Origin of the sequence: Bacteroides sp. 3_1_13 (genome assembly GCF_001185845.1) — a bacterium.
Taxonomy (GTDB): domain Bacteria; phylum Bacteroidota; class Bacteroidia; order Bacteroidales; family Bacteroidaceae; genus Bacteroides; species Bacteroides xylanisolvens.
Map to the genome: position 1 here is coordinate 2,122,183 of NZ_KQ236956.1, position 15,690 is coordinate 2,137,872.

General features: G+C 36.9%; 14 protein-coding genes. 1 reads left to right on the forward strand and 13 read right to left on the reverse strand.

Annotated features, from left to right (window positions below; translation table 11 throughout):
- Nucleotides 1-246: 246 nt before the first annotated feature.
- The 13 genes from cas2 to HMPREF9009_RS21075 form a co-directional block, all read right to left on the reverse strand.
- Nucleotides 247-729, reverse strand: coding sequence for a CRISPR-associated endonuclease Cas2 (gene cas2 / locus HMPREF9009_RS21015; RefSeq protein ID WP_049703170.1), 483 nt, complete (start codon nt 727-729; stop codon nt 247-249).
- Nucleotides 730-736: 7 nt separating this feature from the next.
- Entirely contained in the window at nt 737-1,768 is a 1,032-nt protein-coding gene (locus tag HMPREF9009_RS21020) for a CRISPR-associated primase-polymerase type B (protein ID WP_049703171.1), read from the reverse strand.
- Between the two features lie 3 nt (nt 1,769-1,771).
- Entirely contained in the window at nt 1,772-2,752 is a 981-nt protein-coding gene (cas1, locus tag HMPREF9009_RS21025; RefSeq protein WP_049703172.1) for a CRISPR-associated endonuclease Cas1, read from the reverse strand.
- An 11-nt stretch (nt 2,753-2,763) separates the two neighbouring features.
- Nucleotides 2,764-4,203: an ATP-dependent DNA helicase gene (locus tag HMPREF9009_RS21030; protein WP_049703173.1), complete on the reverse strand. Its 1,440-nt coding sequence runs from the start codon at nt 4,201-4,203 to the stop codon at nt 2,764-2,766.
- Nucleotides 4,190-5,905 (reverse strand): TIGR02221 family CRISPR-associated protein, encoded by a 1,716-nt coding sequence (gene csx2, locus HMPREF9009_RS21035; RefSeq protein WP_049703174.1) that lies wholly within the window; start codon nt 5,903-5,905, stop codon nt 4,190-4,192. Before csx2 ends, HMPREF9009_RS21030 begins: the two co-directional genes overlap by 14 nt.
- A gap of 15 nt (nt 5,906-5,920) precedes the next feature.
- Entirely contained in the window at nt 5,921-7,054 is a 1,134-nt protein-coding gene (locus HMPREF9009_RS21040; RefSeq protein ID WP_049703175.1) for a Card1-like endonuclease domain-containing protein, read from the reverse strand.
- Nucleotides 7,054-8,166 carry a type III-A CRISPR-associated RAMP protein Csm5 gene (csm5, locus tag HMPREF9009_RS21045; RefSeq protein WP_083444227.1) on the reverse strand — a complete coding sequence of 371 codons (1,113 nt, stop codon included), beginning with the start codon at nt 8,164-8,166 and terminating at the stop codon, nt 7,054-7,056. Before csm5 ends, HMPREF9009_RS21040 begins: the two co-directional genes overlap by 1 nt.
- Before the next feature lie 2 nt (nt 8,167-8,168).
- Nucleotides 8,169-9,146, reverse strand: coding sequence for a type III-A CRISPR-associated RAMP protein Csm4 (gene csm4, locus HMPREF9009_RS21050; protein WP_049703177.1), 978 nt, complete (start codon nt 9,144-9,146; stop codon nt 8,169-8,171).
- A 2-nt stretch (nt 9,147-9,148) separates the two neighbouring features.
- Nucleotides 9,149-9,823 (reverse strand): type III-A CRISPR-associated RAMP protein Csm3, encoded by a 675-nt coding sequence (gene csm3 / locus HMPREF9009_RS21055; protein ID WP_049703178.1) that lies wholly within the window; start codon nt 9,821-9,823, stop codon nt 9,149-9,151.
- Nucleotides 9,824-9,848: 25 nt separating this feature from the next.
- Nucleotides 9,849-10,313 carry a type III-A CRISPR-associated protein Csm2 gene (gene csm2, locus HMPREF9009_RS21060; protein WP_053095323.1) on the reverse strand — a complete coding sequence of 155 codons (465 nt, stop codon included), beginning with the start codon at nt 10,311-10,313 and terminating at the stop codon, nt 9,849-9,851.
- An 11-nt stretch (nt 10,314-10,324) separates the two neighbouring features.
- On the reverse strand, nt 10,325-12,871 hold the full coding sequence (gene cas10 / locus HMPREF9009_RS21065; protein WP_049703179.1) for a type III-A CRISPR-associated protein Cas10/Csm1: 2,547 nt from the start codon (nt 12,869-12,871) through the stop codon (nt 10,325-10,327).
- Nucleotides 12,868-13,566 carry a CRISPR-associated endonuclease Cas6 gene (locus HMPREF9009_RS21070; protein WP_049703180.1) on the reverse strand — a complete coding sequence of 233 codons (699 nt, stop codon included), beginning with the start codon at nt 13,564-13,566 and terminating at the stop codon, nt 12,868-12,870. The genes cas10 and HMPREF9009_RS21070 overlap by 4 nt, the downstream gene beginning before the upstream one ends.
- Nucleotides 13,567-13,882: 316 nt before the next feature.
- Nucleotides 13,883-14,200 carry a hypothetical protein gene (locus tag HMPREF9009_RS21075; RefSeq protein WP_157446493.1) on the reverse strand — a complete coding sequence of 106 codons (318 nt, stop codon included), beginning with the start codon at nt 14,198-14,200 and terminating at the stop codon, nt 13,883-13,885.
- A 712-nt stretch (nt 14,201-14,912) separates the two neighbouring features.
- On the opposite strand from HMPREF9009_RS21075, the gene HMPREF9009_RS21085 reads away from it, so the two are divergent.
- Entirely contained in the window at nt 14,913-15,557 is a 645-nt protein-coding gene (locus HMPREF9009_RS21085) for an HU family DNA-binding protein (protein WP_049703183.1), read from the forward strand.
- Nucleotides 15,558-15,690 lie beyond the last annotated feature (133 nt).

Genomic DNA, 15,690 nt, shown 5'->3' on the forward strand with positions numbered 1-15,690 from the left:
GTCTTAATCCTTATTATACTGGAAGTACTCTATGAGATATGAAAGTAACAAAGAAAGATATTCTAAGCATTAGTCTTAATCCTTATTATACTGGAAGTACTCTATGAGAGTTATCATTATAATCACGTCATTTTCAACAGAAAACAACAGAAAGCATAAAAGAGTCACCCTAAAAAAAGAAAAAAGTTCTCTTTTTAAAAGCCTGCAAAGATAAACAATATTTCAAAGAACGAAAACATAAACATTCTAAAAAAACAGTGTATTCTTAGAATTCATTATAATATCAATATCTATTGACTTCCCAATAATCTTCATAGAACGAAGAAAGTCTGTAGATATCGGTACGATCATAATGCTATCATGATTATCATAACAAGCCTGCACTTCTGATAAATCTGAACGAATCTGCTCATAGTCCTGATTATTCAAATCTGCCAAGAAAATAGAACGTTGAACACGAAAGCATCCTTTCCTCAACAAGTACTTAGCAACTTGATTACGTACTTTATTACTTTCTATATCGTACATGACAAAAAATAACATATTCAATGATTTTTTTTTAGGAACATTTAGTAAGCCTATCACCCGTTTGATACGTTCGTCTAAACTTTCAATAGAAGAAAGATCGTGTTGACGATTATAAATCATCTGGTTATTATCTACGCCTGCATGCATCAATTTATTCATCTTCTGTGGAAATGTCAATTCTTTCTTTTTACTCTTTCCCATATACCAATTAAATCATTTCGTTAGTCAATAAGTAAGATGTTATCAAATCAGCCAATAGTCTATTCAATTCATCCGATGTTCCACTACGAGGGGACTGAACAACACTAAAGCCACGCTTACCATAAAACAAATTGATTTCGCCCAAACGTACCCCCATTTTACAACGAATCTTCTTAGCATACTGAATATTCATTATTTCGTAAACGATCAGTCCCGTTTTTTCTATATATTTTTTCAAATCGTTTATTATATCATCCAAACATTCAGGCACATAAGGGACTTTCTTATTTTGCAATTTCTGTTTCAACTGAGGTTGCAATAATTGTTTTATTCGATTTATAGTTTCTTGATCCAGATCTTTTATCTTTTCATCCGGTGACACAACTGTTATCTTTTCTTTTTTTACCTGTTGTTCCAACTCATGTTTCAAATCGAACATAGAAGTAGTATCCGAAACAGACAGATAAGTGCTCATATCTACCGGAATTGATTCCGAACAATAATAAGCATACGGATCAATGCTTATAAAACAGGCTCGGCATACATCACAAGTACGTTCGTCAATCACCTGTTCCAAATGATATTGCTTTGAAAAAGCCAACAAAAATGCTTTATAGAACAAAGAATAAATTCCTGCATCATAACAGCGTTCCTTCAAACGAAACAATACTTTCAATCCATCCTCACTCGGAGATAAAAAAGAAAGCACAACCCTTTCGTCCCGTTCCACCTGATCGCGAATCACACCCAGATTCAACCCTTTTTCAGATATATGATCTATATCAACTATAAAATATTCAGTATAAGCAAAGTTCTCTGTTCGCCGATAAGGAGGATTGAACATTCCACATACAATATATGGAAGTTCACGTTTCAAAACTTTATATTGTTTTTCGTCCAAACTCCTCACAACACGCAACTGATGAATACGAGATTTCACTTCCTCTTTCGGATTCCGAAGGCTATGATATAAATAATCAACTGTGACTTTCCTGAGCGTATCCGAATCTCTCAAAAGATTTACTCCTGCAGATAACATATACTATTCATATTTTTTAAACAATTGTGCCAAATCCTGCGCATAAAGTTGAATCTGAGTCAAACGCGAGCGATTTACCCCTTTTACAGTGATTATCTCATCCAAATAATCATTCAAAGATTGAATAAGAACACGCCGTCCCAATGATTCTAACCAATAAGAGCCATCTTCACGAACCGAATAATATTCATCCGTTACTACTTGCTGTACAACCAAACTATACACGACATAATCTACCCAAATCCGATAAAGTTCTATCACATCATAGACCAATACTGGACGATTATAATCATCTCTATGCAAAATTCCGATATAAGGGTCAATTCCCGCTTTTATCAAAGCACCTTCTATTTTTCCATACAATACACCATAGCCATAGTTCAAAAAAGCATTTACCACATCCATAGCCGGATGTTGAGTACGCATTTCAAAACGGTATTCTTCAGGAATCAAATCGTTCAGTGTTTCAAAATAAATCTTTGAAGCTACGCCTTCCCACCCTCTCAGTTGAGCTGCCACATCTGAAACGATTTCACCGTTCAAAGAAGTGATTTTCGTTCGATAGTCTTCCAAACGAGCTATATTTTTTTCACGTTTCCGATTGATAGCTACATTATCTGTCCGCATCATCAACAACAAAGCTTGTTGGTTCTCTATTTTACGACGAATAATCTCCTTAATCCATTGCAAGGCATCGTTAGAAAACGTGAAATTCAACTGTCCTTTACGAATGGTAGATACAGAACCATACCTAGGACTCCAGATTCGCCCAATCGGCATACCGGACTTATCCATAAACAGCACTTCTATTTCATGCTCTATAGCAAGCATTACTGCATCGCTTGTGATCTGAGCTCCTCGACTAATCTGTATCGACTTTATTCCAGCTACAGGAATCCGCTGTCTGCCATCTTTATGAGTGACAACAAAACCTTCATTATCACGATTAAGAGAAGTTCCAAATGTATTCAAGACCAGTTCCATCTTCTATTTTTTTAAATTACCCAAAAATCATCTACAATATACAATTCTTGCTTAGCACGTGTCATCGCCGTATATATCCATTGATATACATAAGGCTTTTCAATACAAGGTACCGAACGAGGAATATCAAGAAACACGTATTCCCATTCTCCACCCTGTGCCTTGTGGCAAGTTAACGCATAACCAAACACAGCCCTCAAAGCATTCAAGTAAGGATCCTGCATCATCTGCCGATTAAATTCATCCTTTCCCTGCCGAATACCTCTCAGTTTCATTCGTTTATAAAAATCTATAAACAATTCTTTTTGTTGGATTTGTGAAAGATTTATCTGATTCTGATATAAAATATCCGCAATCATCAGTTGTGAATAGCTTTTCTCCGTGAACAGTTCTTTTACCGTCACATTCAAAAACGTCAATCCAGCTCGCACTTCTTTATGAGTTACAGATTCTACAACAACCAAATCACCATTCATCAATCCAGATATATAGTTATTTTGCGTCACCAACAATAAATCACCAATAGCCAACTCAGCACTGTTTATATTTAAGGATGGACGAACGATTTGAGTAATCGTATCACACTGCCGATTAGAATAACACAACAGGGTAGAGTTATTCAGACCTTTCTTCTTTATCCGCTGTATATACAGTTGTATCAATTCTACCTGACTATTTACAATATGTATGTTTTTACAACCACGAAATGGAAATTTCGCCCACTTCCACGGCTGTGGATTAGCATACAAACGCCTTATTTTTTGAGAGGAGAGTACAATATCGTTTCCTTTGTCTTGCCGCACGATTTCAGTCAATTCGACTTCTGATGCTAATATAGAGAAAACATCCCTAAAATACTGAAGAGATAATGCCGGAGACACCTTTTGAGAGATAGGTGGAAGTTGACAAGCATCACCTACAAACAGAAATTTACCCTTCGAATCATAATCCAACAAATCTTTCAACAATCTTCCGCTTCCAAATGAAGCCTGCACGGCTGTAGCATCTTCTTTATCAGAAATCATAGAGGCTTCATCCACAATGTAATACCACTCTTCAGTCCTGTTTGTATGAGAAACCGGATTCAACTCAAAATTAAGCAACAACTGTCCGCTAGAATCAACCCCTTTTGCTTCGCGTTGTTGGATCAATTCTTCCAGATTTTGATTCAAATCATTGTATTTATAGATTGTACCATGTACAGTTGCAGCTTGTTGACCCGTTGTGTTACTCAGAATTTTTGCAGCCCTACCCGTAGAAGCTAATAAGGAAAAGTGCAAATTTCGACGTTTCAACTCTTCTATCAGAACTTTCATCATCGTAGTTTTACCAGTACCCGCATATCCTTTCAGAATAAAAACTTTCTTATCCTTATTGCGAATAAAATCCTGCAACAACTCAAAAGCCCGCTGCTGCCCATCTTTCAGTATGATTTTCTTATTTGCAGCCATATTCTCTAAAACGTTCAAAATTGAAAACAACTTGCTTTATACTATTACCCACAATTTCAACCTGCCGTTCGGCACAAGAAGCAATACATTTAATGCCATTTTTGCGCAACTTTTCAATTAGCGAACAAGAAAAAGTAAATTCCCCCATCACATGAACAGTTAATTGACGGTCACCTCTCATTTTTTGGATTTTATCAAAATATTCCTTCGCCAAGCGTTCTATCTCTGTTTCATCATAAGATGGTTCTATATTCGGAAAAGGTAAGTCGACACATTCACCATAGACTTCAGCAGCATCTCGTTGTTTCTGTTCCCACAAAGCATAAGGATGATTAGACAAATTTATCAATAATTTCTCACCCATTTTTGGTACGGTCGGCATTTCCAACGACTGATCGAGTATTGAAAAACAGGCCTCTATTGTTTCCTGAAGTTGTTTAATAATCAGCGTTGCACTGACTGTACCCAAAAAACCGGCATGATTAATCTGATTTCTATTCGTTGTCATTTTCCCATACGGTTTCCGCAATTGCTTTACCCATTCTAATGAAAAGAAAGCTCTACTTAATAAACGATGTCGGGTTAATGTTATGTTCCATTCTTTCTCATCATTCACGTATTTTACATTAATTCCTAAAATAGCAGCTATATAGCTACGGAATTCTTTTTCCTCTGTAGGAGCGAATGGATTAACAGCCTTCATTTTTTCGCACAAAATAGTGATTATAGATTCTTGTCCCAAAGTATATGCTTGCTGCACCATATTATATTTAATGCACCAATTGATAGCATATCGCAAATTATCAACCGATTCATTAGAGAACTGCATAATCCCATCTTTCAGACTTCGCAAGATTTCTTTTATAGGTTGAGGGAAACTACTGTCTAACGCCATATCGATATGCTGTTTGACAGCATTCACAGCGTCTCCTTTTAGCAGTTCACGTCCTCTGCAAGTCACTATACGTTTTTCAAATTCATTGATATTATTCTTTAAGTTTATGATTGACTCTTTTACTCTTCTTTCTTGCTTGGTCGCTATGGACCAACGATTGGTAACAGAAACAATAGAAGTAGTCAAATCTCCCATTTTTCCGAAGTTCTTAAAGTTTGCAGCTGCAAAAGTCCACTCCTGTAAAGCAACCAAAGGTAATAAATCAATGATGGGAGCCTGATTCATTAGCAAATCACGTGCTTCATAATTACCATAAGATATATGCTTCACGGTTGTATCTTTTAAAAACTTTGCATAATTTCCAAAAACCAAAATCAGCATTGGAAGATAACGGAAACTGTGAGTCAAATCAAAATATAATTCATCACCGCTATCTAATACATCGAAAAGTTTCGTAAAAATCTGCCACATTTCTTCTTCATTTTTTCCATCAGGAATGGAAATGTCATGAACCAGACAAGGCAAATTCATTTCTTTCAAAACAGCTTGCAAACTTTTATAAGATTCTACTTCATTCGTCCGAAAGTTTTTTCTAGAAGTAATCTCCATATCCCAATTATTCTTTCGGGAGCCATCCGTCAATAAAATGAAGACTGCATCGTCCACACCCCAATGAGCAATATCCACGTACTCCATAGTGGCTTGTTGTACAAAACGAGTTTCCGAAGAGATGAAATCACCTTTTACATAACTACAAGAGCTATAAAAACCTGTTCCAAGCACAGATATAAAGACTTTTCGATTCATAATTTGTTACGATTTCTATTTTTTATTAATAGCAAATAATTCTTGTTCCAACTTTAGATGCAACATCTCTTGAATACTAAAAAAAGATTGGTTACAGTCTTGAATACTAAATGATGAAATGCCACTGTCTTCACATTTCTCCGCAGCAGTCTCCTTCATTCGAGCATAGGTCACAAATAAAGCTTTGCAGGCCATGCCACCATAATTTTTCACAGCAGTTCTGAATTTATCAATGTCTGTAATGTCGTTTATCTGCGTTTTACATTCCACAAACAAAAGGCGATTGCCCGTATTTACAATCAAATCAATCTCATTCTTCGGATTCCGCTCCGCATTATAAGGGAACTTGACATTCATGCGTATTTCCTTTGCATATTGCCATGTAGAAAGCAGACTCGCAACTTCATATTCAAACCAACCTGTATGAAAAAACAGATTAAATATATGCGGGGAAGTCAGCATATCATTTAATTTTTCTGATTTATTATTTATCAGCAATATCTTGATTGTTGTTGTTTCCTTGTCCCATTCTATCTGACTACCGTCTTCCAGCCTCCAACTGCCCAACTTCTTTTGTTTCAACTCATTCTCCCATTTTTTATTTGGAATAGAAAAAGCATTAAATTTTTCATAAGAATGACGACGAAGTTTTTTGATTCTATTAATACAGTTTTTATCAGCCTCTGTATAATCTTGATATAACAAATAGGATTCTGCTTTCGTTCCATTCAAACGGAGCACAGAATCGGTATCAAACGAAACAACAGATTGATACTTCTCCAAAGTAACAAGATTGCAGACACAATTATTTTGATCGATATAAATCAGTTTGGCATTGGAATATCGCTTAAAATATTCATAAAAAGCTATAGACCATAATTTAGTTCCACCGGTTATATTAACCGTATAAATATCATCCGAAGAAAGTCGTGTAAAGTTCTTTTCCAACTGATGATAGATGCTCTGAATATCAACAGGATCAAATTCCAGCAAATGAGTAGGAACATCAATCTCTTGTTGTATGCGTTCTGCTTCTTCTCTCGACTGAGAAGAATGAATCAATATAATCCCATCCGGATTTAAATCTGCAATACCCAAATACACAGGATAAGATTGACCACCGATTAAAGAAATATGAATATGAGCCATTATTCAGTTAGTATTGATAGTTTCACAAATCCAAGTACATCACACTCTTCATCAACACGCCTTGTTTTTGGAAAATGAAATTGCGTATATTTTTGATTGTTACGACGAGCCGCAGGGACAACTGTTGTTTCAAAAGTTCTCCAATTTTCAGTCCAAGCACCGGTTATAAAACGCCAACCGGATCCAGCACCTACACGCAAAACACACTCTTTATCAGGCTGACATTGTTCTACTTCCGCCAATAGTTGTCTCATTCTTTCCAAATAGTCATCCACTTTACCGCTATCATCTTTGTCTTGACGTTCCATCCAGTATGAGATTTCTTGTTTTATCAAATTCTTTGTATACTGATTAATCGTTTGAAACAATTCAGGCAATGTATGCATACACTCAGGCAACAAAGCGGTAGCAACTTTTGCTCTCTCATAAAGTTCGGTTTTCAACCTCAATTCAAAAATCGCTTCATCATCTGGAGACAACACCTCCAGCAATTGTGACTTCGTCATATCCCAGAAACCGGCTTTCTCTCGCTCATTAATATTCACCATGCGAACAGCCGCCTCATAATTTTTCCCGAAAAAAGCATCACCAACATGCAAGAAACGAAACACATCAGAATTAGCATCCTTTCCAAAGAACTTTTGTTCTATTATTTTTGCTGTCACTTTGCCTGATTTATTTCTAGCATATTGTTCCAAATCGTCTCTTTCTTTGCAACAACTTGCCAAAACTGCCGTTCGAATCGCTCCTTTTATAGAACTACCCGGAATATAAGGTCTACCCAATCCGTCATGAATATATTCTTTCAACGTATCTGTCGGCTTTATCTCATTTGCCCATGACAAGATGATACGACGAGAATACTGTTCAAGTTTCGCTGAGGGAGCATACTGCTTCACTATTTGGTCCGTAGAACGTCCCCCATCAATCGCTGTTACCCATGCGTCCAGATTTTTTTCTCCAATTAGTGCCAATACTTGTTTTGGTTCTACAATGCCTATGATGGAATCACCGTCCGCATCTTTTCCCCGAACAAAATCATTTCCATATTGAAACGTCTCTCCCGAACCAATATGGACGGATGTCAAGGTTTTTATTGTTATTTGACTCATAGCTAATTCAATTTAACAGGTAAGCAAAATGGACGTCCACTGCGCAAAACCGTATGCATCCGCTCGTCATTCCAATTGGGTCGCAAATCCACAATCTTGCCTTTTAATGGCTGAGTAGTGAGAAATACCGAACCTACACCAAACGCATATATAGATTTCTTACGCAAATGGCGCAGACTCTCTTCCCGGCTTCCTGCCATATATCCACCACGTAATAACAACGTATACTTTGATTGTGACAAATTCAAAAACTCGGTTTCATCTTTTGTCGGAATATATAAAGACAACAATTGCATAGCATTTGCATCTCTGACACTTTCAATAGAAAGAGTACTTGTTTCAACAGAGAATTTTCCTCCTCCTATATTTTTGTCCGTTCCCAATCCCGTCTCTCCCAAAAGAATAAACAACTGGATTATTTCATCCAACAATTCGCCCTTTGCATCTGTCAAACAGTACAATCCGGCTTTTCGGTCAAAGAATTTCCAATCAAAAAAGAAAGGTTCAGCATCTTCTGAAGCTCTGGATACACTAACCCTTTCGCTTACTTGCGATTTACACACAGAAATACCATCTTCTTTCTTCAACAACAAATCTCCTTGAATCTGTTGGATGGTTTCTAACTCCAACGTTTCTCCTCTCGACAATTTTTGCCAAAGTTCAGATTCTATATAGTGAATTTTCTTCAAACTCTTCCGATATTCAGATTCCGCTTTTCCTTTCACGACAATCTTTATTTTTCCCTGCATTTTAGGAAGAAAATAACGGTTCTCATAAAAAGGAAAAGCTGAGCTCAACAGAAAAGAAGAAAGAAAAGATTCTAAATTCTCCGTCTGCCCCATCTGCACCCTCATTGCCGCTAAAGCAGATAAAAGAGTATCCGAATGTAAGTCAGAAGCCGAAAAATCATAGTTTTCCTTTCCCGTACCGATATGCAAAGGAGAAAAATGAGTCATTTTTATAACGGTAAACGTAGCCATGATCAATACGTTTTAAATTCTTCCTTTACTATTTTTACCGAAACCTGTCCATAGCCACGTGACCCGTTTCCTCCCAAATAATCATCTTCCAAAAGACTAATGGCTTGAACCACTGTTGCTTTTAAAGAAGATTCATCTTCTCCTTCAAAAACATTCAGAACCATATTCAGTTTGAACTGGGCACCTGCCGGAACACGCTCGAACGTACGCGGATTTGCCTTTGCTGTAATCCGATCTATCGCAACCTCCGTCTTACTTTCCGTATAGGGAAGATCCGTATGGCTGAAATCTGGAACATCTTTCCGAGTTAATCCATACAGATTCAATTCATCCTCTGTGTCCAGCTCCGTAATCATCACTGAATCTCGTACAATCAAACGGGATGGATGTCCACCTGCATCAGCCGAGACACCAAACAATGCACCTGCCTTTGTATCTACTCTGTTTGTTGGTTTACCACCATTCGTTTCTCCATTTAGAATCTCTACCAAAGCACGCATCTTCCCTTTCAACGAACTTCCTGGTATATATGGGATGTTATCAATCGGATTGCGTACTACAAAGTTATCAGGACCGCCTATATTCAAAGACGCGTTTGTTCCACCAATATGTAAACCGGTCTTCAATGTGATAATCCCGGTATAAACTATTTTCTTTTCCAATTTTATTGTTGCCATGATCTAGTGTATTAAATTATATTAGTCAATCTCCTCCATTCGCTTTGTGATAAGCCAGAATAGCTTCCAACAAGTTGCAAAAATTATGATATGTTTTTTGATCCGACACATCTTTGGCTGACCTGTCAAAGATGAATTTAAACAACTGTAAACCCTTATTTTTGTTATCCCGCCCTAAAGCATAAGCGACTTTAGGCTTCAATAAATAAAAAGAGGCTTTTTCTTTTTCAAATTCGCCCATTTGAATGCGCTTGATTTCTCCATAGATACTACGAATCTTTGAATTAGTCAATTTATTATCAGCCATATATTTCCCCATTTTATCCGCAAATTCCGGCAATAGGGCATCCGCTTCGTTAGTTATCCACTCCGCCTTATAACCCGCACTCTCAAATATGTATTTAGGATCCGCAGCTTGATTCTCATTTGAATATCCACCTTGCCTATCCGATGAATATTTTTTCGTTTTTTGATAATTGTCTCCCATCATAAATTTATTATTTAAACGTTATTACTACTTTTCTGTCTAATCTCTAATTCTGCCCACCGACATGCCATTGCCCATAGTTCCAACAAATGATAATCAGTCTCTATCGGTTGTCCGTTCAGTGATCCGTTGTTTGTACAAACTTCTGTTTTACAACAATTAATCATATTTCTCACTAATAGATCCGATATGCGACTGCACATTCGGCTTAAATCATAAGTTATCATCCAATAAGTCTTTATGGCTTCTATTTTATGATTTTCCATTTCCGCATTGGCCAAATGACTTAAAATTTTTGATATGAAAGATTTAGGCAACTGGTTCTTTGCATTGGCTGCTACTATTTCATCCTTCAAAGATTGTACCTGCGGAAATTCACGTTCCCAATTCAAAGGCATACCCATAAATGAAACCGAATTTTTCGTCTGTCCGAAGTTTTGATGTCCTTTAGCCCTTTTTTCTTCTCCATCGCTCTCTTCCGCACCTTTCATGATGGGGAATTTGGGAGAAACAATAGCAATCCCCCCCGATAGCGAGAATACTGGATTTTCGCAGGTAAACTGTTTGAAATCACCACGTATACGTTCTGCTATTTTAATCGTAATTTCCCAACTACCTACAATAAAGACATCATCACCACCACTATATATAATGAAGGATTGCTCAGGAAAATTCTCTTTCCAAATTGTATTCAGGTATCCAGAAAAGAAATAATCAAACGAACGACTTAATGCAGCATATCTTGACAAGGTTGCTCGCTCCGGAAGGATTCCCTGTTGGAAAATTTGGCCCAAATTATCTACATCCATTCGCAAAACGCCCAATCTTTTGAAAGCATCTTTCGCTATGTGCTTGTTACACATATCCTCAAATGTTGGCATTTCCTTCTCTCCTATTTCATTTCCACCGTAGAATTCCAAACCGTAAATGTTATTGATTCCGTCAATTTTGCTCATAAAATCGCAATTCCCATTTTTCCCGTTCAACGTGATAACAGAAACCTTATCAGCAGAAGCACGAAGTTGCTTCTGCATCGCATACAAGTCTTCTTTCTGAAGGAAATAATAATGAAAACCCAAACCACCAGGTTCTATCATTTTCTTATCTGCCCAGTAGGCAATCGGTTCTGTCGAGATAACCATTATTTCAGATTCCCTCAAAACACGCCCCAATACAATCTGATCTTTTGTTATTTGCTTCAGCGGCTTCAATTCTCCTTCCGACACATATTTTTCACCTGGCAAGAAGTCTTCTCCTGTCACGACATCTCGTCCTACAGTATCATCATGTTCAATAGGCATAAAGAACGCCTCATAATGTTCTTCTATTTGTGATGCAAATTTAGCGCATTTTTTCTGTTCCCGTTTTTCAAACAACTCTTTCCACACTTTTTGCAGATTTTCTCCAGAAGCATGAATCAACGCATCCTTAGACACAGAGACACTATCAATAGCCACAAACAATGCGGTCCCATGTATTTTAAACAACTGCTGTTCAATCTTCTTCACGGCTTTTTCTAATCTGGTTTTCGTTGCTGTAGTATCAGGCGCAATCATATAAAATCCTCCACCAGAATTATAAACAACATTTGCCTGAAACAACCCTAATTCTTTCAACAAAAAGCGAACAATAGAATCGGACAGTATACGCAAATAGAAAGAACGTCCTTTCAAATTCTTACCAGCATATTTAGAGACAACCTGATAAATGTAAGATTGTATGCCACTCAAATCCGCTCCTATCAACAAAAAAGGATTTTCCGGTTTTTCCTCAGACTGTCGAACATCATACAAACATACAGCCAACGCAGCGGTCGTCTTCAAATGATCGTACAAAGACACATCTGGAAAATTGATGGTACTGGCAGGAATACAAGTTGTATATTTAAACAAAAGATTTAAAAGAGTTTCAGAGAATGCATGATAAGTGTTCGCCTGAATAAATTTAAATTCATTCAGAAACTGCCCCCACAGTTTCGAATAATCAGGATCACCCTCCGATTTACCTGACTGCGGAAAACATCTTTTGTGCAAAGAAAGACTTTCTACAGGTAAATAATGCCATTGACATTTTTCATTCTCCAATTCCGCCTTAGACAATCCGACGGTTTCTAAGACTGAAATCATCCGTTTCTTCTTGAAAGCATCCCAATTCGTATTCTCATCCTGTTCGTCTCGCAATGCAATCTCCGAATTTCTATCCATACCGGAAGAAAGACAATCAGCTTCCTTAATCAGTGATCCCCATTCTGATAGCTGCTCATTTGACAAATGATGTCCGGCAGCCAAATTTATCAGATTATTTTTATTCGTCCAATCATCAAAGTCCTCTTTTACCAATTTCTGAAAAACCGATCTATATTCATCTATAAATTGCGCTGTCCATAAAACGTGTTTATGAGAATAACGTCCGTTAAACAAAGGACAAAAAGAACTTTCATCCTTACAATGTTCCTTCAAGTATCTACTTGTTTTCACAGAACCGGTATCTGCTCGCTGATAGAACTTTCCTATATCATGCAGCAAAGCAGCTAAATAAATATGTTCTCTCATTGTTTTCATTTATTTATCATTATTGTTTCATTACGTACATGAGTGACGACTCCATAGCCAATGCTAGCATTTTTTCCGATACCAATATAATCAGGTAAAGACATATTAGTAACAAACTCAATATCAAATGCCATTAGTTTAATGCCCTTATTTTTAACCAAGAAAGGATCATACAAGGATGTCAGCTTACACTGAATTTCTTTCTCCACATAAACCCCTATCCCTTTCGAAAAAGACAAAAGATTGGCTATCAGAATACTCTCCAAAAAAGAAATCTTTTCTGAAATGCCTTCCATTGCTTTATATCTCTGGTAATTTTCCGAATTAAGAGGTATCCATCTACGAATACGATACTTAAACATTGAGTTCCATGTCTGAACCAAGCATTTTCTAGACAATACGGATCCTAATTCCATTTTCACATAGCGATTGCCTAGATTAAAAGTAAAAGTTCCTTCTGAAAAAAATTGACCAATAGCTTCCGTTCCTTCTTTCAAACAAACAATAGCCGCTTTTCCCTGAATCCTTTTATATTGTATCAACGGATAAGAATAGCGAAATGATGATTCGTCAACATGATTATGAAATAATACATTCGCTTCACCGTGCAAAGCATGAAGAATTGCACCTCTGAAAAACGGTATTTCCAACAAAGAAATTTCATTTTTAAACCGTATAACTAATATATGTATATCGTTCTGCATATTATAATAGATTTGTCAGGACCAGCATTTTTCATATTTTTAAATTCACTCACAAATATAAAGTTTATGCGATAATAAACAACCTTTTATTCCATTTTTATCTCAGGAATAATTCAGGACTTGCCCCAGTTAGAATACACCCATACTGGGTGAACAAAAAATCCGAACCGCTAAAAGCGGTTCGGAAGTATAGTTTTGTCATAGAAGCCAATGATTGATTATTTGCTTCGTATGAATCATTCTGTAGATAGAAGTGAATATTTACGGATATTTTTTATTGGTGCTCCGCTGGCAATTTTTTCATAATATTCCCGGTTTATTTATTGTATGTGATTCTATATATATTGTCTTTTACCCAATCAGTTTGTTCATTTGACATAGCCACATTATAATACTCTGTAATAGAAACGGGGAAAGCATCCACTTCGGTAATAGTAGCCGTCCATACTTCGGTAGCTATGAATTTGATACCGTTGTTTAGGGTCGTTTCGTCGGCAAAGACTGTTTGTGTGGTTTGTGTACCTCCAGTCAGTTCAATTGTTTTTAAAGATTCGTCGTCTCCATCACTGCAACTTGCCATTGCTACGCCAATGGTCAATAAAGCTAAAAATAAGCTTTTCTTTAGTTTCATCATTTCAAAAAAATTTGTATTCCGCGTCCCCCCGGAATATTACAAAAAAACAGAAAGCGGAACTGCGTGCTATCACTTGTTTCTGAAGGTCCTAGGAAAACCCAAACGTACAAATGAAAAACAGCAGACCCACGCCTATACGACGTGAGAACCGACTATGCCATTCTTGTACGTTTTGAAAATTTCCTAGGTTTTCAGAAACAAGAATGAAGCACAACGCTTCTTACAATTTCTTCTTTAAATAAATATATAAAAGTCCATCACTACAGACTTTGTTCACAAATGTATGATTTTTTATTATAAACACAAAGATATGCAAAGGAATCTTTCATCCAAATACAGAAAAGAGATAAGACAAACACTCTCTCAACCTGACTAAATCAATCAACTACCTTTCAGAATCAGTCCATCATTGCTCTTTATCTCATTCATTATTACTTCTCTCCCAGTCTATTAACAAATAAATTATTTTTTATTACTGATAAACTTGCTTTTGACGAACAGATAACTTACCTTTGTGTAATAGCAAACTATAAATGAAAGTTTTGATTATAAAAACAGAACTTTCATTTTTATAAACGCAAGTTGCATTTATAAAAACAAAACTTCCGTTTACAGTTTACATTTAACCCAAAGGAACTTTTCTATTAGAGGAAAGGAAGTTTACTTCCAATAGAAAAGAACTTATCTATTAATACTTTAAACGACAGATAGTATGGCACGATACATTATGGAGGAGATGCCCGACATACAAAAGACGGGCAAAAGAATTACATATCCGAAGTTTGCACGGATAGACAATGCAAGCATAAAAGAGTTGGCACGACGGGTGGGCGATGTCAGCGGCTTCAGTGCCGGAGACATAGAAGGCGTACTGCTTCAGACAGCTATTGAAATGGCACACCTGATGGCAGAGGGACGTTCGGTAAAGATAGACGGGATAGGCACATTCACTCCGTCGCTCACCTTAGGCAGAGACAAGGAACGGGAAGATGCGGAAGAAGGTGGAAAGCACCGCAACGCACAAAGTATTTTTATAGGAGGTGTTAATTTCCGGGTAGACAGGGAAATGGTAAGAAATATCAGCGATAGATGCCGGTTGGAAAGAGCTCCTTGGAAAAAGCAAAAATCCTCGAATAAATTCACACCGGAACAACGACTGGCATTAGCCCTAAAGTATCTGGACGAACATCCTTTCCTGACCGTTTGGGAATATCGGAAACTAACCGGATTGCTACAAACAGCAGCAACCACTGAACTGCGACAATGGGGACATCAACCCGATTCGGGAATAGAAATCACCGGAAGAGGAACACATAGGGTATATACAAAGAAGAAAATAGTCGAAGAAGGGCAATAATAGTATGAGAAATGACTTAAAAAAGTATGAGAAATAACTGTTTTTAAGGCTTATTTCACCCGGAAATGATGAGAAATGCGATTTATTAAAAACATTTCTCATACTATAATTCACTGATTATATGATGATTAAT